The organism is Campylobacter concisus, from assembly GCF_002913715.1.
Lineage (GTDB): Bacteria > Campylobacterota > Campylobacteria > Campylobacterales > Campylobacteraceae > Campylobacter_A > Campylobacter_A concisus_AG.
On the sequence record NZ_PPCE01000009.1, the window covers coordinates 383,678 to 405,287 of the forward strand.

Here is a 21,610-nt window from a genome sequence, read left to right on the forward strand (position 1 = left end):
GTATTCACTTAAAATTTTCGTAAAAATTTACGATATATTGATAAATTCAGGAGGAAGTTTTGGCTGAAGTTAAGAAGAGATTTTTTGTTTGGTCATCTGTGATAATTGGTATCGTGATTGGACTTATAGCATCTATGGGTATAGCAGATGCACTTCATGCAACTGGTAGCGGCTACATCTGTACCATTTGCCACACTATGGATCCTATGAATGCTGCATATCATGAAGATGTACACGGCGGCAATAACAAGCTTGGCATAAAAGCTGAATGTTCAGCCTGTCACCTAAATCATACAAGTGCCTATACCTATGTACTTACAAAACTTAAAGTATCGATAAATGATGGTTATAAGACATTTTTTACAGATACGAACAAGATCGACTGGCGCAAAAAACGCGAGCATGCATCTCACTTTGTCTATGATAGTGGATGTTTGACTTGCCACTCAAATTTGAAAAATGTTATTCAAGCTGGTAAATCATTCTTGCCACATAGAGATTATTTCGTTCTTGGAAATCCTAATAAAAAATCATGTGTTGACTGCCACGAGCACGTTGGTCACAAGAATTTAGGACTACAAATCGATAAATTTGAAGCAATTAAAAAACAAGAAAACAATAAAACCAAGTAAGGAGGAGAGATGTTTAAAAAGTCGCTAATGTTATTAGCCTGTCTAATGTCTTTTGGCTTTGCCGCAAACATGGATGCAAATAAATCTGATGCTTTAAACCTTAATGTTGTAAAAAACATTAAAGTTGCTCACAAAATGTCAGACTTATCAAAAAGCTGTGTTGAGTGCCACGCTAAAGAGACACCCGGCATAGTTGCCGATTGGAAAAATAGTCGCCACGCTCACGTTGGCGTAAGTTGTATGGATTGCCACTCTGTAAATGCAGATAATCCTATGGCTTCAGTTAAGGTGCATCCAAAAGATTCTAACAACCACGTATCAATGCTAGTTAGCCCAAAAACTTGTGCTAAGTGCCACGAGAATGAGGTTGAAGAATTTGTTAAGAGTGGTCACGCAAGAGGTGCTATGCAAATGTATGCTAACCCTGCGATGGTAAAACTAATGTATCACTATGAAGGTATGGATCATCCAGAATACAAAATGGCTCCAGACGCTACTGGTTGTACACAGTGCCACGGAACCGTCATCAAACTAGACGCTGATCACAAACCTACAAAAGAGACTTGGCCAAACTACGGTATAGGTAATGTTTATCCTGATGGTGGCGTAGGCGGATGTAAATCATGCCACAGCGCACACACATTTAGCATAGCTGAAGCTAGAAAACCAGCTGCTTGTGCATCTTGCCACCTTGGACCTGATCACCCAGATATTGAGATCTTTAACAACTCAATGCACGGACATATCTATAATAGCGAAGCTCACAAATGGAATTTTGATGCTGCTCCTGATACATGGGATGTACCAGACTTTAGAGCTCCAACTTGTGCAGCTTGCCACATGAGTGGTGTTGGTGAAACAACAACAACTCACAATGTTTCAAGAAGACTAAAATGGAACCTATGGGGCGTCAGCAGTAAGCTAAGAACAGCTGGTGATGAACAAGCTGCTGTTGTTTACGAAAAAACTGGCAAACTAACCATAGGAACGCCACTTGCAGGTCATCCAAATGGACCAGAAGCAGCAAGAGCTGAGATGAAGCTAGTTTGTAAAGCTTGCCATACATCAACTCATACAGATAACTTCTTCATTATGGGTGATAAGCAAGTAGAGCTTTATAACGTTTACAATGCTGAAGCAACTAAGATGCTTGAAGAGTTGAAAGCTAAAAACTTACTACTCGCAGACGCTTGGGAAGATGAATTCCAAGATGTTTACTATCATATGTGGCACCACGAAGGTCGCCGTATGAGACAAGGCGCTCTAATGGGTGGTCCTGACTATTCACACTGGCATGGAGTATTTGAAGTTAAGAACGACATTAGAAAACTTCGTGAGATCTATAAACAAAGAATTGAGACTGGTAAAGTTAAATAATTCTTTATAAAGGTGGGAACTTTCCCACCTTTTTATTTTTAAATTCCAAATTTTATCTTTTAGTTATTGTCCTAAAGCAAATACCTTTTAACAATTATTTTTATAAATTTAAATTATAAAATCATACGGCTTAGCACCATAAATCCTTCTAAATAATTAATAAAATTTATAATGTAAATTTAAAAATATAAAATATAATCTTTGTTTTCAAGGAGATATTTTGGGACTTTTTCGGATCATTATCGGGGCATTTATCTTTAGTGTTCTTGCAAATTTATACTCATACAAACGTTTTATCAAAAAGGTATCTTTTTTCACGCCGCATCTTAAAAAAATTCGTATATTTTTCTATATTATTAGTGTGCTTGAGTTTGTATTTGTTATTCAGCTAAGATTTTCTTTTTTAAATATAGAACTCTACCTGATAGCAGGAACGCTCATTGGTTTTTCTCTATTTTTATTTGGTGTTAGTTTGTTTTATGATGTTGTTAGATCTATTTGTTCAAAAGCTTATTTTAATCCCACAAGACGAAAATTTATTAAATTTTGCTTTGATGTGACATTTGTCATTTTTGTAATTGCTTGTTTTTTAAAAGGTATTTTCAATGCTTTAACGCCACCAAAGATAAGGCAAATAGATATAAAAATAAAAAATTTACAAAGCAACTTAAAAATAGCTATGATAACTGACGTACATATAGGAGAATTTCTGCAGAAAGACTTTATGAAAAAACTCGTCAATGACATAAATTTGGCAAATCCTGACATAGTAGTAATAGTGGGCGACTTAGTTGATGTAAATGCTGCTTTTATAGAAGATTTTCTAGAGCCATTAAAAAGCCTTAAAAGTACTTATGGGACTTTCTATGTCCCTGGCAATCATGAGTATTATCACGGGATAGATGGTATTTTAGAAAAGATCAGTTCTCTTGACATAGAAATTTTAGGTAATAAAAACAAAAAAATTGCGAGTATAAATCTAGCTGGCGTTTACGATTTGGCTGGCATTAGGTTTAAACATTTAGAGCCAAATTTGGATGAAGCATTGATAGGACGTGATCCATCGCTACCTACTATCTTGCTCTCTCATCAGCCAAAATTTATAAAATCAATGCAACAAGATGTTGATCTAGTGCTTTGCGGTCATACACACGCTGGTCAAATTTTCCCTTTTGGCCTTTTGGTTTTACTTGATCAGGGATTTTTACATGGCCTTTATAAGATTAATGATAAAATACAAGCTTATGTTAGCAGTGGTGCTGGATTTTGGGGGCCTCCTGTTAGAATTTTTGCTCCAAGTGAGATTGCAATATTAAATTTAAGTAAGGAATAAAATGAATAAAGACAATCTGTTTTCTCAAATTTTTGGAAAGGTTGCAAAGATTAACTTTTTCAAACCACTTCAAGAAGCCATAAATTCTTTTTACATAAAGCTGTTTAAGATAGATATGAGCGAGTTTAAGCCAGCAAATGAATATAAAAATTTAAATGAGCTTTTTACTAGAAGGCTCATAAAACCAAGAGATTTTGATGCAGCAGATGAGATGTTTGTAAGCCCAGTTGATGGTACTTGTCTTAGCTTTGGTAGCACAAAGGAACTAAAGGCCTTTAGCATAAAAGGCATGGAGTATAGTGTAAGCGAACTATTGGGGCAGAGTGAGCTTGAGAGCGAATATGACTTTGCAAATATCTATCTTAGTCCAAAAGATTATCATCATTATCATGCACCTTGCGATATTGCCATTAAAAAAGCCATATATATTCCGGGTAAACTTTACAGCGTGGCTGCAAAATGGCTTGCAAAAGTAGACAGCCTTTATACAAAGAACGAACGCGTAGCGCTATCTTGTGAGACGAAAAATGGTAAAAAACTTTGGCTTGTTTTTGTAGGTGCGCTAAATGTCGGAAAGATGAAATTTTGCTTTGATGAGCGTATACAGACAAATGCGATGGCAAATTTTACACAAATTTACGAGTATGAAAATTTACATATCAAAAAGGGCGAGCGCCTTGGGAATTTCGAGCTTGGCTCAACTATCGTGGTACTTAGCGAAAAAGATGCGATCGAATACAATCTCTTTGAAAATAAAGAGCTTAAATTTGCTGAGACTATCGGAATAATAAAATAAATATGCTAGGCATATAAGTAAAATTTTTTATACCCTACTTGGCCGGTGTCCTATTTGCTTAGACTTTGGTTGTAAGTTTTATATAGTCTTTAAAAATTATTATAGATTTAAAAGTTTGTAAAAGATAATGAATGCATTATTTTGTCTATCGAAATTTCTCTCGACTTAGTACTTTGTCCTAAGATTTAATTGGCTTACCCATAAAATCCATATTGATATCACAGAGCTGATAGCATTTACATCATTGCTTGTATAGAGAAGCTTATGTATCAATAAAGATATTAATAAGGCATAAGATAACTTAGTATATTTTTTAAAAGAATTTTTATTAACTATAATAAGGAAGTTTAAAATCGTCTTACAACCCAAGGCTTAAATATTGTTATGAAAAATTTTAGCTATTTAGCCCAAAAAGGGCTAAATTTAGACATTAAACCTAAAGTGCATAACGTCGCCATCTTGCACGATGTACTCTTTGCCCTCAAGTCTCATCTTGCCAGCTTCTTTGGCTCCGTTTTCGCCGCCATGTGCGATGTAGTCCTCGTAGCTTATCACTTCAGCTCTGATAAAACCCCTCTCAAAGTCGTTGTGGATGACGCTTGCTGCTTTTGGCGCTTTCCAGCCATTTGTGATCGTCCAAGCCCTTACTTCTACGACACCAGCTGTGAAATAGCTTATCAAATTTAGCTTCGCAAAAGACGTTTTGATGATCTTCTCAAGGCCGCTCTCACTCGTGCCAAGAGATGCCAAAAACTCGTGTGCCTCCTCATCGCTTAGACCTATTAGCTCCTCTTCGACCTTGGCGCAAAGCTTGATCACCTCGTGGTCTGAGGCTTTTGCATACTCTTTTAGCGCTTTTACAAATTTATTATCTTCGCTAAGCCCCTCTTCATCGACATTTGCGCCATAAACTACCTCTTTTGCACTTAGTAGTCTTAACTCTTTGTTTAGTGCCAAAAACGCCTCGCTATCTCTTTGCTCAAAGCTACTTGCACTTTTGCCTTCATTTAAGTGAGCCAGAAGCAAATTTGCTATCTCAAGCGCCTCTTTAGCGCCTTTTGCGTTTGCTTTTGCCTCTCTTGTGAGCTTTTCTATCTTTTTGTTTAGCTGCTCGATGTCAGCTAGTATCAGCTCGGTTTGGATGATCTCTATGTCTCTTACTGGATCGACACTGCCCTCGACGTGAGTGATGTTTTCATCCTCAAAGCAGCGAACGATGTGTAAGATAAGCTCGGTTTCTCTGATGTTTGATAAAAATTTATTGCCAAGTCCCTCGCCAGAGCTAGCCCCTTTTACAAGGCCTGCGATATCTACGAATTCGATGGTTGAATACTGAATTTTATTAGGACTTACTATCTTTGCAAGCTCATTTAGGCGCTTATCAGGTACTGGCACGATGGCTTTGTTTGGCTCGATAGTGCAAAACGGATAGTTCGCGCTCTCGGCATTTTGCGCCTTTGTAAGTGCGTTAAATGTCGTTGATTTGCCCACATTTGGTAGGCCTACTATTCCAACTGAAAGTCCCATCAATTCTCCTTGCTAAGTGCTTGTAAAAAGTATAAATTCATCCTAACGCCAGCTCCACTCGCACCTGCTTGGTTATATCCCCAAGCCTTTTCACGGTACGCTGGACCTGCGATATCAAGGTGTAGCCACTTATCTTTATACTCATCTTTGATAAATTTGGCCAAAAACATGCCAGCCGTGATCGCGCCGCCATATCTGCTTGAGGCGCAGTTGCTAACGTCTGCGATCTGGCTTTTGATAAGCTCGCTAAGATAAGGGTTAAAATCAAGCATAGTCGCTAGTTCGCCACTATCTTTTATCTTGTTTTTAAACTCACTTTTTAGGCTCTCGCTGTTGCCCATGATGCCAGTTGTGTACTCGCCAAGTCCCACGACGCAAGCGCCAGTTAGGGTCGCCATGTCGATTAGGATCTCTGGTTTAAAGTCTTGTGCATAGCTTAGGCAGTCAGCCAGCACCAAACGTCCTTCTGCGTCGGTATTTCTAACCTCTATGCTAACGCCACTTCTTGAAATAAGCACGTCGTCTGGCTTATAGGCGTTGCCACCGATCATATTTTCAGTGGCACCCAAAATGGCATGAATTTCAAATGGTAAATTTAGCTCCGCTGCACCTTTTATGATGCCAAGTGCTGCTGCCGCGCCGCTTTTGTCTGATTTCATCGTTAGCATATAATCAGCCGGCTTTAAGCTAAGGCCACCGCTATCGTATGTTAGCCCTTTGCCAACAAAGATGATGCGTTTTTTAGACTTTTTAGGCTTGTAGGTTAGATGGATAAGCCTTGGTTTATGCACGCTTGCGCGATTTACCGCCAAAAATGCGTTCATATTCTCTTTTGCTAAAAATTTCTCGTCATAGACCTCGCACTTTATGCTTGCGATATTTTTGGCTAAATTTTGCGCATCCTCGGCCATCTTTTGTGGTGTGTAAATTTCTGGAATTTCATTTACGATATCTTTTGCGAAATTTGTAGCATTTGCTATTATCTCTGCCTCTTTAAAACCCTCATTTGCTACCTTTAGATCGACCTTTTTGCCAGCAAATTCTTCAGTAGAAAAGATAATCTCTTTTAGGGTGTATTTCTCTTTTTTCTCTTTGTATTTGTTAAATTCATAACTTCCAAGCAAAAAGCCCTCAGCTAGTGCCTCAAAGCTTAGTTTTTGACACTCCGCTACGTAAGAAGCTAGCTTTATGCTCTTAATGTTTAGCGATTTTAGCGCGTTATAAGCTTTAGCGGCTGCAACTCTAAGCTCGTCAAGATCAAGCTTAGAAAGTGGCACGTAAGCCCTTTTTGCCTCGCTTAGAATAAGGACGCTATCGCCTTTGTAATTGTTAAATTTAATAGCCTCTTTATCGCCTATAAATTTATGTTTTAAGTCCTTATCTACTACGAAAATTAGTTCAATGTCAGCTTTTATATCTTTTAATTTTTTATCAACTATTTGAAACTGCATGTCTTCTATCTCTCCTTTCGTTTAAAATTTTATTTTCGATGCGCTTAAATGTATATATCAAAAGCCCCATAAATATAGCAACCACTGGGATAGCGACATACCAGTGCTCTTTTGCTTTTTGAAGCAGCACTAATATATGCTCGCCAAGTATCCAAGCAGGTATGGTGGTGATCGCCGCCCAGCACCAAGCGCTGATTAAATTTATAAAGGCATATTTTTTAGCGTCATAGCCGGTAAGTCCTATGCAAAGCGGTATGATGACACGAAAGCCATACATATAGCGTTGCAAAAAGATGATCGGCCAGCCGTATTTTTTCAGCATTATGTGCGCCACTGCAAATTTTCTCCGCTGCGTGTGAAGCCTTTTTGCGATGTATTTTTTATTGTAACGGCCAAGGTAGAAGTAAATTTGATCACCCACAAAGCCTCCAAGTCCAGCCACAAAGATAGCAAGCGCGATGTGCATGTGCGTGGTGTGAGCGAGAATTCCAGCCATTATTAAGGCCATCTCGCCCTCCATGATACACCAGACAAAAAGTATGATGTAGCCGTACTCTTTAAGCAGTTCTATAAAAAACTCTTCCATTCTAAACCTCTAAAACGCTGTAAATTTTAGTAAGCGACTTTAGCTTTTCGCTACCTTTTAGATCGACTAGATCTATGAGAAAGCACGCTTCTACGCAGGTTGCGTTAGTTTGATTGATAAGCTCAACTGAAGCCTTTGCAGTGCCTCCAGTAGCTATGAGATCGTCCATCAAAAGCACTCTAGCGCCCGCTTTTTCTCCAAAAGCATCGATGTGAATTTGCACTTCATCGACGCCGTACTCTAGGCTATACTTTTGAGAAAGCGTGATAAAAGGCAGTTTTTTTGGCTTGCGAATAGGCACAAAAGGTAGCCTTAGTCTTGCTGCAAGCGCCGCGCCAAAGATAAAGCCACGAGACTCGATGCCAGCGATGTAGTCGATATTTGCGTCCTCATATCTAGCCACCAAATGATCTATCAAAAAGTTAAACGCCTCTTTGTTGTTTAGTAGCGTCGTGATGTCGCGAAAGACTATGCCAGGCTTTGGAAAGTCGTTTATGCAGCGAATAGAGTTTAGTAAAAATTCTTTGCCTTTTTGATCTAAAATTTTCATAAATTTCCTTAAATTTGAGGTTATAGTAGCGCTTCGATCTTGCCTTCAAGCTCACGTATGCGTTGTCTTAGCTTATCGTTTTCTAAGCGGTACTGGGAGTTTCTTGTGCGAAGTGAGGTCACGTCGTTTTTAGTTTTGTTTAGCTCGTCTGTCAAGATGTCGATGTTGCCTAGACTTCTTTGGAGTTGGATCTGAAATTTTCTTATGACGACCTCGGTGTCTTGGAGGTTATTTTTCATAAAATCTTTTGTCGCACGCTCTTTTTTTAGAAGCGTTTTGAAGTAAAAAACCATGACGGTTAGGTAGATCGCAGCACAAACAAGAGCGGTAAAAACGATCCACTCGCCTATCATTTGCCTGCCTCAAGCTCTATTTTTTTGACTCTTCTTTCGTGTCTGCCGCCTGCAAACTCAGTCTTTAAAAAGACTTCAACCGCCGAGATAGCCACGCCTGCGCCAATAACCCTTGCGCCAAAAGCGATTACGTTTGCGTCGTTGTGCTCTCTGGCAAGTCTAGCGGTAAATTCGTCGTGACAAAGGGCGCATCTTACGTTTTCATGCCTGTTTGCAGCTATTGATATGCCTATGCCAGTGCCACAAACTAGCACGCCGTAGCAGTTAGGCTCAAGCTTGCTCGCTAGCAAATGCGCATAATCAGGGTAATCAACGCTATTTTTATCGTTTGTGCCAAGATCAACTACTTCGTATCCAAGCCCTTTAATAGCCTCTTTAAGCTCGTTTTTTAGCTCAAAACCAGCGTGATCGCTAGCTAAGAAAACTTTGTCTATCTTCATGAAAAGTCCGTTAAATTTTTTGTTGATTATAGTCAAAGTTGCATTAAAATAAAATTTTACTCTCAGCCAAAATGAAGCTATAATTTACCAAAAATTTAAAGGAGAAAATGTGAAAAAAGCGCTCTTTTTAGTGGCTTCTATGCTAGCCTTTGCAAATGAAAATCTAATAGAGATCTACACAGATCAAACCATCATCACTCAAAAATTTAGTGACGCAAATAGCTCTTTTAGCGCCTTTGTGCCAGAGGGTGTGCAGAGTGAGAGCATCACTATAAATGGGGATTGTGACGCGAATGCTTATCTAAAAAAGATCAGCGAAGAAAATAGCCCAAGTTACATAAAATGGAAGCAAGAAGTTGCAAATTTAAGTAGCAAGCTTGAGGCGCTAAATGCAAGAGGTAGGTTTATAGAGCAAGCTTTGGTAGAAGAAAACAAAAGTAACGATGTGACAAAAAGGGCTGATGAGTTTTATAAATTTAGCCTAGAAAATATCGAGAAAATTTCAGCTGCTAAAAGTGAGCTTGAAGTGCTTAAAGAAAATGAGCCAAAGAGCGAGATGGCTGGATTTTTGCAGCTTGATATAAAATTTGCTTGCGACCCAAAAGAGGCGACGCTATCATACATGGATGATGATGCCCCAAAGACGCTAAATGAAATTTATGCAGACACAAAAAACAAAAATATCTTGATAAAACAAGAAATTTTGCTCACCAACCCATTTGCCAGCGATGTTAAAAATTTAAAGCTCGCCATCTATCCGACCAGATACCAAAAGGCGCTTGCTCCAAGCAAGTTTTACCCTTGGTACGAGGAGAGTGAGGCGGAGGCTGATGGTTACGGCGCTTCAAAAAATATGCTAAGAGCTGCGAAAGTCACTGCTGAGGTCGCTGATATGCGTGTGCAAAGAGATGAAAATGAGTTTGCCAAAATTTGGAAGATAGATGGGATAAATTTAGCAAAGGGCGAGAGCAAATATATAACTTATGATACGCAAAAAATGGATGCAAATTTTAGCGTTTTTGCTGATTTTTACGGCTCACTAAAGGCATATAACGTAGCTAGCTTTAAGCTAAATGATGATCTAACGCCAGCTAAAACGCAGTTTTATGTTAATGGTGTTAGTGTTGGCAGTTCAAGCGAGTTTGAGATGAAAGCTAAAGATGAGCCAGCGCAGTTATTTTTAGGACAAAACGAGCTAATCGAGCTTAAAAAAGAGCGCTTAAATAAATTTAAAAAGAGCTCGCTTCTTGGTAAGGATCGCATAAGCGAAGAGGGCTATGAGATAAGTGTCAAAAATAACTCAAGCAAGAGCGTCGATGTCGCCTTGGTCGATCGTGTGCCAGTCTCTGCTGACGAGGCGGTAAAGGTCGAGATAAAGGGCTTTGATAAAAAAGATATCAGCAAAGATGGCAAGGTGGAGCTTAAATTTAGCCTTGCGCCAAAAGAGGAATTTAAAAAAGAGTACTCTTATAAGATCACAAAGCCAAAAATTTAGAGCAAATTTGCTCTAAATTTAGCCATTTATAAATGCACTTGCGATATCTAAAACGTATCTTGTCGGATAAAAGATAGTATCTTTTAAAGGCGAGACGAGGATGATGATAAGGATGACAAAGCCATATCGCGAGATGCCCTCAAGCTTTTCAGCCAGTGCGTGAAAGCCAAAATTTCTAAGCGCATACTCGAGCGTGTGAAAGCCATCAAGTGGTGGGATCGGATAGAGGTTAAAGATGGCTAAAATCAAATTTAAAAGCGCAAGCGTAAATAAAAACTGAAGTAAAATTTCAAAGGTTTCTATATTTAATAGAGCCTTTAGCACAAAAAGCGACAAGACGCCTAGGATGATGTTGTAGCAAATGCCAGCTAGACTTACGTAGATAGCTGCCTTGTAGCCACCATTTCGCACGACTGTGTAGGTATTTACAGGCACTGGTTTTGCCCAGCCAAACATCATACCAGTGCTTAGATAAAGCACCAGCGGCACGATGATAGTGCCAACAAGATCGATGTGTTTTATAGGGTTTATGCTAAGTCTGCCAAGATTTTTTGCTGTGTTATCGCCAAATTTATAAGCGACATATCCGTGAGCGATCTCATGGCCGACGATGGCGATTATTAAAGATAGGACGATAGTAGCGACTTTGATAGGGGCAAAATTAGTGAAGTCCATCAACTTCTCCCTCTTTTAGAGCTTGTTTTGTGAAAAACTCATCATTTTCTATCGTATCTACAAAGCGTCCGATACGCTCCCAGCGCACATTGTAGTTGCTGTCCCAGCTAAAATATATAAACCAAGGCTTACCGACTATGTCCTTGTAAGCCACGCTTCCCCAAAAACGGCTATCGTTTGAGTGGTCGCGGTTGTCGCCTATCATAAAGTACTCATCTTTTGGCACTTTGACGTAAAATGCGTTAAAGTTAAAATTTGGATTTTGCGGTAGTGAGCTAATGAGCGCTGGCTTCATAAAAACGTTTGATTTGTTTGTATTTAGCATGAAAACCATCTGCTCAAATAAATTTACATTTTCATCGTAGTGGATGCCGCTAAATCTATATGGCTCTTTTATGAAAAGTTTGCCATCAAGCTCGGCTATATCGTTACAAGAGTAGCCAAATTTGCTCTCTTTGCCGTTTAAATTTTCACGGCAGTTTGCCTTTATGAAGCTATCTCCCTCTTTTGGGCGTAGATATAGGGCCTTTTCAGTAAAAACGATCTCGTCCTCGCTAGTTGCAAAGCAGCGCTTTACAAAGTGAGTTTTCTCATCGTTTGGATAGCGAAATACGACTATATCGCCCCTTGCAGGACCATCGCCTGTGATGAGGTGACCATTGTCATTTAGCTCAGGCAAAATTTTTACCTCAAGCCACGGAATTCTTGGTGTTGGTATACCATAAACAAATTTTTTTGCAAATAAAAAATCACCAACCAAAAGCGTATTTTTCATCGAACCAGACGGGATAACAAAGGCTTGAGCTATGAAAAATATAACAAAAAGCACGATGATGACTGTGCCAGTCCAGCTTGAGCAAAAGTCATAAAATTTAGTAAAAAATTTTTTCATTATTAGGCTCTTTTTTGGCTAGCTATCTTAGCTTGGGCTGCAAGGATTGTGTTATTTAAAAGCATCGCAATCGTCATCGGACCCACGCCACCAGGAACCGGCGTGATGTATGAGCATTTTGGGGCAACCTCGTCAAAGTCCACATCGCCTACAAGTCTGCCATCATCAAGTCTGTTTATGCCCACATCAACGACTACTGCGCCATCTTTTACCATGTCAGCCTTTAAGAAAAATGGCTTGCCAATGGCTGCGACGATGAGGTCGGCATTTTTACAAATTTCTTTTAAATTTTTAGTCTTGCTGTGAGTCACGGTAACGGTTGCTGAGGCGTTTAAAAGCAAATTTGCCATAGGCTTGCCAACAATGTTGCTTCTGCCAATCACTACTGCATTTAGCCCAGCTACTTCTATGCCATACTCTTTTAAAATTTCCATAACTCCAAGCGGTGTGCAAGGCACAAAACCATCTAGCCCACTAACAAGTTTGCCGACATTTACAGCGTGAAAGCCATCTACGTCTTTTGCTGGATCGATCGTTGCTAAAACGGTATTTGTATCTATATGTTTTGGAAGTGGCAACTGTACCAAGATGCCGTGGATACTATCGTCTAAATTTAGCACATTTATAAGTGCTAGAAGCTCTGCTTGGGTTGTATTTTCGCTTAGACGGTGAGCCACGCTTTTTATGCCGTATTCGTTGCAGGCTTTCTCTTTGGCTCTAACGTATGTTTGAGATGCCTTATCTTCGCCGACCAAGACGACGGCCAAGGTTGGCTCGACGCCAAATTTTTTTAGTTCTTCAGCTCTTACTTTTACGCTTTCTTTGACCTTTAAAGATACAGCTTTGCCGTCTAAAATTTTCATATTGGATCCTTATTTAAAAGCTTTTTTAATCACAAGGGTGGTATCATACCTAAAATTAAATTAAATTTTTAAAAGAGAGGTTTATGCGGTCTGTTTTTTTGATTTTGCTTTTTTGTGTGGCGATTTTTGGAGCTGATTTTATCACAAAGACTGAGTACGCCAAGATGCTATATCTAAATCCACGCGGCATAGGATGCGATAAATGTCACGGCGCAAAGGGTGAGGGCAGTCTAATCTCTAAATACAAGCACTTTGACAAAAAGGTAAACAAAACGGTTGACGATGAGCTTAGAGCACCAAAGATAAATGATATAGAATTTGAAAGCTTTAAAGCAGCTCTAACTAAGCCAAAAGGCGTCATGCCAAGTTACTTTTTGACAGACGAGGAGACAACTATTCTTTATGAGTACATTACAAACAAGATAAATACTCCTTCAAAAGCAGCAAAAGCGCAAAATTTAGGCAAGCCAGTTTCCACTGATACGACGCAAAAACAGCCAGAGCAATCTGCCAAAGCCGCCCCTGCTACAAAACCAGCAGAACCAGCTAAAACTACCACAGCTAAGCCAGCTGAGTCAGCAAAAACTGCTACTACGCAAGCCCCAAAGTCGCCAGCAAAACCAGCTGCAAACCCAAAAGATAATCAAAAAATAAATTTAAAAACACAAAATCAAAAGGATAAAAAATGACAAATAAAGAGGCATTTAGCGAAGCCAAAAAATATATCCCAGGCGGCGTAAATTCACCTGTTCGTGCATTTGGAAGTGTTGGTGGAGAGCCTGTGATGATCGATCACGCTAAGGGAGCTTATCTATACGATGTTGAGGGTAAAAAATACCTTGACTTTATCCAAAGCTGGGGACCACTCATCTTTGGTCACTGCGACAAAGATATCGAAGAGGCGATCATCTCTGCTGTAAAACAAGGCGTATCTTACGGCGCGCCATCTCCAAAAGAGACCGCTCTAGCAAAGCTAATATGTGATGAGTTTAAACAAATAGATAAAATTCGCTTCGTAAGCTCTGGCACAGAGGCCACTATGAGCGCGATAAGAGTGGCTAGAGGATATGCCAAAAAAGACGGACTTATCAAATTTGAAGGCTGCTACCACGGACACAGCGACGCACTTCTTATCAAAGCAGGAAGCGGTGCAACGACATACGGCAACGCTTCAAGCAGCGGCGTACCACAAGATGTTGTGAAAAACACCTATTTGGCAGTTTATAACGATATAGAAAGCGTAAAAGCCATTTTTGAAAATAATAAAGACAAAATCGGCGTCGTCATAATCGAGCCAATCGCAGGAAATATGGGGCTTGTGCCAGCTGATAAGAAATTTTTAGAAGAGCTTAGAGCACTTTGCGATAAATTTGGCGCTGTGCTTATCCTTGATGAGGTTATGAGCGGCTTTAGAGCTTCTCGCTTTGGCTCATATCCATTTCACGAGGTGGACGCTGATCTTGTCACATTTGGCAAGGTCATAGGCGGAGGCATGAACGTCGCTGCATTTGGTGGCAAGGCCAAGATCATGGACTGCCTAAGCCCAGATGGCGCTGTCTATCAAGCAGGCACGCTAAGTGGCAACCCAGTGGCGATGAGCGCTGGTATAGCAGCGATTTCAAAGATAAATAGTGATCCAAATTTATACGCTAGGCTTGAAAAGCTTGCCCTAAAACTAATGGCTGGCTTTAAAGAGGCTGCAAAGAGTGCTGGTATCACCATCCAAACTGATGTTCGTGGCTCGATGTTTGGCTACTTTTTTACAGAGCATGCCGTAAAAAACTACGACGATGCGCTAAAGAGCGACACAAAACTCTTTGCTAAATTTCACCAAGCGATGCTTAAGCGTGGAATTTATCTTGCACCTAGCCAGTTTGAGACGGGATTTGTCTGCGACGCGATGAGTGAAGCTGATATCGATCTAGCGGTAAGCGCAGCCAAAGAGGCGTTTTTGGAGATAAAAGCCTAATGGTAAAATTTAAGATAAAAGATATCGTAGCAGGTGCTGAGCAGCTAAGCCTTGGTGTTTCAATAGTAGTTGCGATCTTGCTTGGCACTGGACTAGGGTATTTTGTAAAAAAAGCTACAAATTTCACGCCAGCTCTTTGGATAGGCTTTGCTATTGGCATCGCAGCTGCTATTTTAAACGTCTATAAAGCTTACAAAGCACAGATAAAAAGCTTAGATGAGCTAAAAGATGAAAGCAGATACAAAGGCTACACAAAAGACGATGATGAGGACGATTAGTAGGCTTTTGATTTGCTATTTTGTGCTTTGGCTGGCTCTTAGCGCGGTTGGCAAATTTATATCAAATCAATTTTTTATAAGCTCACAAATTTCATTTTTTGCCTCGCTTGTCATCCTAACGGCTAGTTTTTTTGCCTACAAAAACCGCATAAATTCTAGACTAGAAAACGCTAGAGATGAAATTTTAGCCAAGATAGAAGAAGAGGACGAAGAGGATGAAGAAATTTTGTCCCAAAATGAGGCAAAAGAGCTTAGCCTAAAAGATGAAAAAGCAAGGCTAAAAAAGCAGAAATTTTCATTTAAAGATAAGAGTTTCGCAGCAGCCTTTATGCCTTACCGCTTAGTGGCTTATGCGATACTTTTTTTTGGATTTATTTTTTTAAAAAATGAAAATTTACTAAATGTGTCTGGCTTTTTAGTTGGGCTTGCTCCGATGCCAATTGGCGCATTTATTTTTGGGCTTATGGAGAATAAATTTAATACCACAAAGGATACTGATGGCAAGTAGCTTTAGGATCATCCGCTCAATGGGACCGCTATTTTTGGGCATGAGTTTGCTTTTTATCGGAAATGGCCTAGTCATCGCATCTTGTAGCGCACTTCTTAAGCAAAATGGAGTGGGCGAGCTAGAGATTGGATTAATTAACACGGGCTTTTTTGTAGGTGCGTTAATTAGCACCATTACAGCTCACAGAGTCATCTCAACTACTGGCCACATAAGAGCATTTGCCATCTTTTCAGCCATTTTTGCAGTTTCAGCTATGCTTCATGCGGTAAATCAAAATTTAGTATTTTGGGCGATATTGCGTGCATTTTTGGGATATTGCTACTACGCGCTTTTGATGGTTATAGAAAGCTGGCTAAATGCAAAAATTCCAAACAAAATAAGATCTCGTGTGATAGCCTTTTATGAAGGCGTTTTTTACACAAGTTTTGGACTTGGCATTTTGATCTTAGCGCTTAACCTTAATATCTTTGAAATTTTCATCATAAGTGCAGCTTTTATCATGCTCTCAAGCATTCCATTAAATTTGATCCGTATAAATCAGCCTCAAATCCCAGAGCGTCAGCCCATAAACATCCCAAAAATTTTTGGTATCGTCCCGCTCGCTCTTGTTGGCGCGCTCATTGCAGGCTTAGCAATAAACGGCTTTTTTTCGATGGCAAGCCTTTTTGTCTTGCTTCAAGGATACGGCACAAAAGAGGCATCTTTTTTTATGACGGTTGCGATGATTGGAGGCTTTTTGGCTCAAGTTTTTATCGGTAGTTTCTCTGATAGATATGGTAGAAGGCCAGCTATTTTGCTTTGTAGTAGCGTGGCTTTAATAAGTGCGGTTTTGTTTTTGCTAAATGGCAAAAATTTAATGGTTGAATATCTGCTTTCATTCTTTTTTGGAGCTGGAATTTTTTGCACATATGGACTTTCTCTGGCTAGGGCAAATGATGAGATCACAGACAAGACAAAGAGTGTGCAAGTCGCACGTGCCTTGCTATTTAGCTACTCTTTGGCTTCGCTTTTCTCACCGCTTCTTATGAGCTATGCGATGAAAATTTTTGGAGCATTTGGCTTTATCTATGTTTATTTGGTGCTTTTTGCTGGTCTTATTTCATTTGCGCTAACGCAAAAAACTATACCACAACACATGAGAAAAGAGTATAACGACAGGCTCGTTGCAAGAACGGCTGGCATAGCTACTATTGAGCAAAATGGAAATTTTGCCGATAGAGAAAATAAAAAGTAGAAAATGAACGTAGGAAATTCTTTGAATATATCAAATACTTCGGTTCAAACTGGACAAAATACTGCTCAAAATGTGCCAGTTCGTAAAAATGAAGGCTCGCTTTTTAAAAATCAGCCAAGCGTACAAACGCCTAGTGAGCAGAGCATTTCAGAGACACTTGATAATGTTGGAAAACTCGTTGCAAGAGTACTTGATGATCTAAAAAGTGCTTCAAGTCTTAGCAGGGCTGAACAAATTTTATCTCAGGCAAAAGACACGAAAATCGCTCCAAATTTAGCCAGCGAGCTATCAGACCTTGCAAAAAGTTTAGAAGCAGAAGCAGCGCAAAATGAAAATAGTGAGATAAAGAGCCTTGCACTAAAGCTAAAAGAATTTCTAAAACCAATAGCCGATCTAAAAGCCGGCTCACTAAATGATCAGATCAAAAACTCAGGCGTAATGCTTGAAGCAAATTTAAAAGACGCACTTAGCCCAGAGAAGCTTCCAAGCTCGGTTCAGAAGCTACTAAGCGATATAAAAAATCTCTCAAGCGGGAATTTACTAAATCAAATTTTAACCCTAAATGATGAAAAATTAGACAATCAAAATTCTTTTTCAAAACTTGCTTCTATACTTGAAAAAGCGAGCAATGACGCAAAAAACATCCTTGATAACTCAAGCATAAAAACCCTTTTAAAAGATGTTGATAAGCTTGATAGTGTGGTTAAATTTTTAGATAAAAATTTTTCAAAAGATCAAAATGGCGAGCTAGTAAAAAATCAAATAGGCAAAATGCAAAATTTCATCTCAAATTTAAGCGAGAAAGTCGCAAGCCTAGCAAATGAAAAGCTAAATCAAAATTTTGGTTTTAGCCAAAATCACAAAGAGCTAAAAACTATCCTTGATAGCATAAAAAACGATCTAAAAACGCTAAATAATATAGGCGATGAAGCAGGGCTTGTAAAGGCATTTAATGAGATGAGCGATGTTTCAAAGGATGGTAGCTTGCAAGATAAGCTCCAAAGCGCGGCGAGGCGTCTTGCTCATAGCCTAAGTCTTGCTGATGCTAAGGCAAGTTTGGCTAAAAATGAACTAAGTGAGAGCAAGGCGCTTTTAAAGCAGTTAAATCTCGCTACAAACGATATAAATAACATTACGATTAAAAATAGCAGCGAAATTTCAAAGGTGCTAAGCCAAGATATAAAAAGTACACTTTTAAATATCAGTGAAAAGAGTCAAAATCCGCAAAGCGTAAATGCTGCAAATAAGATGATTTCGCAGATCGAGATGCATCAAATGATATCAAGCCTTCAAGGCGGGATCCAAACTTATATGCCTTATATTTGGGACGGCGTTGAGGGTGGAAATATCGCATTTAAGCAAGGCAAAAAGGATAAATTTTACGCTCAGATCGATCTAAATTTTAAGAAATTTGGACAGATAAATGTGATGGTTGGACTTATTGATAAAAGGTATATTGATCTTTCGGTAGCTACGCAAACAAATGAGTTTAAGGAGCTCATCCTCTCAAACTCTAGCGAATTAAAGCAAGCAATATCAAAGCTTGGACTCATAGTTTCAAACTTTAATATCAAAACTTTGTCAAAAGTAAAGCTAAATGATAGATTTAAAAAATTTGGTGGCCTTGATGTGGGCTTTGATAAGAAAATTTAATGCAAGTAAATAAGAAAAAAGCAGTAGCTCTTGGCTACAACAGATCTAAAGATAATGCTCCAAGAGTGCTGGCTAGTGGCGCTGGTGAGATAGCAAATAGAATAATTGATCTTGCAAAAGAGCATGATATACCGATCAAAGAGGATCCTGATCTTATTGAAATTTTAAGCAAGGTTGAAGTTGATCAAGAAATTCCACCAAATTTATATAAAGCTGTTGCTGAAATTTTTAGCTTTTTATATAAGATCACAAAGAAATAATCTATAAATTTGCTTAAAAATTAGCAAGTCATATAAAGAGTAGCAGGGATATTGACGATATACAAAAAAGTGGCGTAAGCTAAATATTAAATTAAAATTTTAAAGGCTATTTGTGGCACAAAAATTAATATTAATAGGGGCGTCTACTGGCGGGCCTGGGCATTTAAAAAAGTTATTAAAAAATGTAAAACTAAATGGAGCTATTATCGTGATAGCCCAGCACATGAATAAAATGTTTATAAACTCTTTTGCTATGCAAATCGGAAAAGAGTGTGGCTTGGATGTTGAAATTTTAAATGAGAGGAAAATTTTAAAAGAAAATACCGTATATGTCTGTGAACAAAATGTAGTGGTATCACCAAATTTACCAATTAGTGCAAAGCCAAATACAGAAGAAAAGACTATATATACGCCAAATGTTGATGTGTTGTTTAAATCTGGAGTTGGAATTTGCAAAAGCGCAAATGTCCTAGCTATCTTGCTAACTGGCATCGGAGATGATGGTGCATCTGGGCTTGATAAGCTTTATAAGGCCGGAGCAAAATGTATAGCTGAAAATGAAGAGAGCGCGATAGTTTATGGCATGCCAAAACGTGCAAAAGAGCTAAATCAAAGCTTAAAATCATTAAATCTAACTATGATAAAAAAAGAGCTGGAGGATTTTTTAAATGCTATTAACTAATGACGCAAAAGATACAAAAACAATGCAAACAAATACTCCACAAGATATGGATAGTTTTAATGAATTTATGAACGTTATCAAAACCCTTTGCGGAGTTGATCTGGAGCCAAAAAGAGATATTACGTTGCAGCGAATTACCATTTTTATTAGAGATCGTCAGATAAAAAGCTTTAAAGATCTTGTTTCGATGATAAGATATAACTCAAGCTTACGACAAGACATTTTAAATCTAGTAACTGTAAATGAGACTTATTTTTATAGAGAGTTGCCTCAACTTAAAGATGTGATCTATTACGCAAAGGAGCTTGGAGGAGCTAGAATTTTGTGTGCTCCTTGCTCTACTGGAGATGAGTCATATTCGCTTGCGATGCTTGCTTATGAGATGGGATTTAAACAGCATGAAATTTCAATCGTAGGTATAGATATAAACTCAGAAGCCATAGCAAGCTGTCAAAATGGTATTTTTAGTGAGAGGAGCTTGCACAGATTAAGCGATTTTCAAAAAGAGAGATTTTTTACAAAAGTCGATGATAGATTTAAGATAAAAAAAGAAAATTTACCAAGGTGTGAGTTTAAAATTTTAAATGTTTTTGATGATGCTATTTTTAATCTAGGAAAATTTGATATCGTGCTTTCAAGAAATATGATGATCTATTTTGATGATGATTTTAGATTAAAATGTGTTGAGAGGCTTCATAAATTACTTAAGCCAGATGGTAGGCTTTACGCTGGGCACGCTGATCTTGTGCCTTACACTCCAGCTTATGAAAAGCGCTTTTCAAATGGAACTACCTACTATCTAAAAAAATAAAAATTTGCCAAGTCGCCTTTTAACTTAGGCGACTTAATTTAAAATTAATCACCTTATTTTGTAGCTTTTTAATACTATGTGATAGTAAAAAGCCCCTATAAAAAAGAGGCTTCCCATAAATATCGCAATCATCTCAACGCTAAATCCAATATCATAAAGCAGTCCAATGACAAATGAAATGAGAGCGCTAAAGCCAAGAAAAACCATATCGTTATATGCAATCACTCGGCCATAAAATTCTTTTTTGCAGTTTTGCTGAAGCATCGTATAGGTGTAGCTCCAAAGGCTTGATGTACAAAATCCAGCAAAGATAATGCCAATAAGCGATAGATAAAAATTCCAAAGCGACAAAGCCCAAATAATGATACCAAGGCCTTGACCGATATATACGAAAATAAGCGTGTTTTTATTTATAAATTTACTAAGTATGGCTGGAGCAAACATAAGCGAAATGGACCTTGAGGTATTTAATAGTCCTATAATTAATGATGTCGAGAGTAAATTTGCATATTTGTAATCAGCCAAAAGTGCGATCAATGCGTCATAAGCGGTAATGCCAACAAAGGCGTGCAAAAATATAAGATGCACGATGAGTCTATTTTCTTTTAAATACATAAGTCCATTTTTTAGCATTTTTAGTGGTTTTTCTATAAATTCTGGCTTTAGACCTTGTAAATTTAAAAAATATAAAAATCCAAAGCTAAGAATGTATAGTATGCCATCAAGCAAAAAGGCGCTTTTAATGCCAAAAAAGTGTATATAAACTCCAGCTAGCCCCATGCCAGCGGTATATGAGACCGCCCAGATGATAGAGTGGATCTCGTTTGCGAGTTTGAGATTTTCTTTGCTTAAAATTTTTGGCAGCACGCTCATCTCTACTTGAAAATACATTCCGCCAGTGCCATTTCTAACAAAAATGATAAGTAAAAGTAGCCATAAAAAATCAAGTGAGTCTATAAAAAGAAGCATAAAAACGCTTATCGTTTCAACTGCCATCATGATGACAAGCATTGGTTTTGGGCTAAATTTATCAACTAGAATTCCACTAAACGGAGCTATAACAACACCTGGGATAAATGCCATCGCTGCACTTAGTGTGATCGCCCAAACAGGAGCATCAAGCTTGATAAGAAGCGTAAAAATACCTGTGTGCGAAAACCATACGCCAAAATAGCATATAAGCTGAATGATGCTTAAGAGGCGAAAATTTTTCTCTTCTTTTAAAAGTTTAAGATATTCTTTCAA

Annotated in this window: 23 protein-coding genes and 1 pseudogene; 14 read left to right on the forward strand and 10 right to left on the reverse strand. The window is 38.5% G+C overall.

Annotated elements, in window-relative coordinates; translation table 11 throughout:
- Nucleotides 1–59 precede the first annotated feature (59 nt).
- The 4 genes from CYO92_RS05915 (at nucleotide 60) to CYO92_RS05930 (ending at nucleotide 4,138) form a co-directional block, all read left to right on the forward strand.
- The gene (locus tag CYO92_RS05915; protein WP_103589036.1) at nucleotides 60–632 is read left to right on the forward strand and encodes a cytochrome c3 family protein; all 573 of its coding nucleotides are present in this window, start codon (nucleotides 60–62) and stop codon (nucleotides 630–632) included.
- 9 nt (nucleotides 633–641) lie between these two features.
- Complete coding sequence (locus CYO92_RS05920; RefSeq protein WP_084040848.1) at nucleotides 642–2,009, forward strand: multiheme c-type cytochrome; 1,368 nt, start codon at nucleotides 642–644, stop codon at nucleotides 2,007–2,009.
- Nucleotides 2,010–2,229: 220 nt separating this feature from the next.
- Nucleotides 2,230–3,342, forward strand: a complete 1,113-nt coding sequence (locus CYO92_RS05925) for a metallophosphoesterase (RefSeq protein WP_103589037.1) — start codon at nucleotides 2,230–2,232, stop codon at nucleotides 3,340–3,342.
- A gap of 1 nt (nucleotide 3,343) precedes the next feature.
- Nucleotides 3,344–4,138 carry a phosphatidylserine decarboxylase gene (locus CYO92_RS05930; protein ID WP_103589038.1) on the forward strand — a complete coding sequence of 265 codons (795 nt, stop codon included), beginning with the start codon at nucleotides 3,344–3,346 and terminating at the stop codon, nucleotides 4,136–4,138.
- A gap of 423 nt (nucleotides 4,139–4,561) precedes the next feature.
- Here the strand turns inward: CYO92_RS05930 and ychF are convergent, their stop codons facing one another.
- Genes ychF through rpiB form a run of 6 tightly spaced genes read right to left on the reverse strand, consistent with a single transcriptional unit; the run spans nucleotide 4,562 to nucleotide 9,045 of the window.
- Complete coding sequence (ychF, locus tag CYO92_RS05935) at nucleotides 4,562–5,665, reverse strand: redox-regulated ATPase YchF (protein WP_103589039.1); 1,104 nt, start codon at nucleotides 5,663–5,665, stop codon at nucleotides 4,562–4,564.
- Nucleotides 5,665–7,116 (reverse strand): leucyl aminopeptidase, encoded by a 1,452-nt coding sequence (locus tag CYO92_RS05940; RefSeq protein ID WP_103589040.1) that lies wholly within the window; start codon nucleotides 7,114–7,116, stop codon nucleotides 5,665–5,667. Before CYO92_RS05940 ends, ychF begins: the two co-directional genes overlap by 1 nt.
- A complete protein-coding gene (locus CYO92_RS05945) occupies nucleotides 7,097–7,702 on the reverse strand; it encodes a DedA family protein (RefSeq protein ID WP_021083652.1) in 606 nt (201 codons plus the stop codon). Before CYO92_RS05945 ends, CYO92_RS05940 begins: the two co-directional genes overlap by 20 nt.
- A 1-nt stretch (nucleotide 7,703) precedes the next feature.
- Nucleotides 7,704–8,252, reverse strand: coding sequence for an adenine phosphoribosyltransferase (gene apt, locus CYO92_RS05950; protein WP_002939787.1), 549 nt, complete (start codon nucleotides 8,250–8,252; stop codon nucleotides 7,704–7,706).
- 20 nt (nucleotides 8,253–8,272) lie between these two features.
- Nucleotides 8,273–8,605 (reverse strand): hypothetical protein, encoded by a 333-nt coding sequence (locus CYO92_RS05955; RefSeq protein WP_002939538.1) that lies wholly within the window; start codon nucleotides 8,603–8,605, stop codon nucleotides 8,273–8,275.
- Entirely contained in the window at nucleotides 8,602–9,045 is a 444-nt protein-coding gene (gene rpiB, locus CYO92_RS05960; RefSeq protein ID WP_103589041.1) for a ribose 5-phosphate isomerase B, read from the reverse strand. The genes CYO92_RS05955 and rpiB overlap by 4 nt, the downstream gene beginning before the upstream one ends.
- A gap of 109 nt (nucleotides 9,046–9,154) precedes the next feature.
- Here rpiB and CYO92_RS05965 point away from each other — a divergent pair, with 109 nt between their 5' ends.
- Complete coding sequence (locus CYO92_RS05965; RefSeq protein WP_103589042.1) at nucleotides 9,155–10,540, forward strand: DUF4139 domain-containing protein; 1,386 nt, start codon at nucleotides 9,155–9,157, stop codon at nucleotides 10,538–10,540.
- Between the two features lie 18 nt (nucleotides 10,541–10,558).
- On the opposite strand, the gene CYO92_RS05970 is transcribed toward CYO92_RS05965, so the two are convergent.
- Genes CYO92_RS05970 through folD form a run of 3 tightly spaced genes read right to left on the reverse strand, consistent with a single transcriptional unit; the run spans nucleotide 10,559 to nucleotide 12,970 of the window.
- On the reverse strand, nucleotides 10,559–11,215 hold the full coding sequence (locus CYO92_RS05970) for a site-2 protease family protein (protein ID WP_103589043.1): 657 nt from the start codon (nucleotides 11,213–11,215) through the stop codon (nucleotides 10,559–10,561).
- Nucleotides 11,202–12,107 (reverse strand): signal peptidase I, encoded by a 906-nt coding sequence (gene lepB, locus CYO92_RS05975; protein ID WP_103589044.1) that lies wholly within the window; start codon nucleotides 12,105–12,107, stop codon nucleotides 11,202–11,204. The genes CYO92_RS05970 and lepB overlap by 14 nt, the downstream gene beginning before the upstream one ends.
- A 2-nt stretch (nucleotides 12,108–12,109) precedes the next feature.
- On the reverse strand, nucleotides 12,110–12,970 hold the full coding sequence (gene folD, locus CYO92_RS05980; RefSeq protein ID WP_103589045.1) for a bifunctional methylenetetrahydrofolate dehydrogenase/methenyltetrahydrofolate cyclohydrolase FolD: 861 nt from the start codon (nucleotides 12,968–12,970) through the stop codon (nucleotides 12,110–12,112).
- A gap of 83 nt (nucleotides 12,971–13,053) precedes the next feature.
- On the opposite strand from folD, the pseudogene CYO92_RS09355 reads away from it, so the two are divergent.
- The 9 genes and pseudogenes from CYO92_RS09355 to CYO92_RS06025 all read left to right on the forward strand — a co-directional run.
- Nucleotides 13,054–13,389 (forward strand): annotated as a pseudogene (locus tag CYO92_RS09355) (c-type cytochrome); the annotation flags it as partial.
- Nucleotides 13,390–13,655: 266 nt separating this feature from the next.
- Nucleotides 13,656–14,939, forward strand: coding sequence for a glutamate-1-semialdehyde 2,1-aminomutase (hemL, locus tag CYO92_RS05990; protein ID WP_103589047.1), 1,284 nt, complete (start codon nucleotides 13,656–13,658; stop codon nucleotides 14,937–14,939).
- Nucleotides 14,939–15,217, forward strand: coding sequence for an AtpZ/AtpI family protein (locus CYO92_RS05995; RefSeq protein WP_103589048.1), 279 nt, complete (start codon nucleotides 14,939–14,941; stop codon nucleotides 15,215–15,217). Before hemL ends, CYO92_RS05995 begins: the two co-directional genes overlap by 1 nt.
- Nucleotides 15,168–15,725: a hypothetical protein gene (locus CYO92_RS06000; protein ID WP_223315358.1), complete on the forward strand. Its 558-nt coding sequence runs from the start codon at nucleotides 15,168–15,170 to the stop codon at nucleotides 15,723–15,725. Before CYO92_RS05995 ends, CYO92_RS06000 begins: the two co-directional genes overlap by 50 nt.
- Nucleotides 15,715–16,959, forward strand: coding sequence for an MFS transporter (locus CYO92_RS06005; RefSeq protein WP_103595500.1), 1,245 nt, complete (start codon nucleotides 15,715–15,717; stop codon nucleotides 16,957–16,959). Before CYO92_RS06000 ends, CYO92_RS06005 begins: the two co-directional genes overlap by 11 nt.
- A gap of 3 nt (nucleotides 16,960–16,962) precedes the next feature.
- Complete coding sequence (locus CYO92_RS06010; RefSeq protein WP_103589051.1) at nucleotides 16,963–18,612, forward strand: flagellar hook-length control protein FliK; 1,650 nt, start codon at nucleotides 16,963–16,965, stop codon at nucleotides 18,610–18,612.
- A complete protein-coding gene (locus CYO92_RS06015; protein WP_021090972.1) occupies nucleotides 18,612–18,872 on the forward strand; it encodes a FlhB-like flagellar biosynthesis protein in 261 nt (86 codons plus the stop codon). The genes CYO92_RS06010 and CYO92_RS06015 overlap by 1 nt, the downstream gene beginning before the upstream one ends.
- A gap of 112 nt (nucleotides 18,873–18,984) precedes the next feature.
- Nucleotides 18,985–19,554 carry a CheB methylesterase domain-containing protein gene (locus tag CYO92_RS06020; protein ID WP_021090732.1) on the forward strand — a complete coding sequence of 190 codons (570 nt, stop codon included), beginning with the start codon at nucleotides 18,985–18,987 and terminating at the stop codon, nucleotides 19,552–19,554.
- A complete protein-coding gene (locus tag CYO92_RS06025; RefSeq protein WP_103589052.1) occupies nucleotides 19,541–20,365 on the forward strand; it encodes a CheR family methyltransferase in 825 nt (274 codons plus the stop codon). Before CYO92_RS06020 ends, CYO92_RS06025 begins: the two co-directional genes overlap by 14 nt.
- Nucleotides 20,366–20,413: 48 nt before the next feature.
- Here CYO92_RS06025 and CYO92_RS06030 read toward each other — a convergent pair whose 3' ends face one another.
- Nucleotides 20,414–21,610: an MFS transporter gene (locus CYO92_RS06030; protein WP_103589053.1), complete on the reverse strand. Its 1,197-nt coding sequence runs from the start codon at nucleotides 21,608–21,610 to the stop codon at nucleotides 20,414–20,416.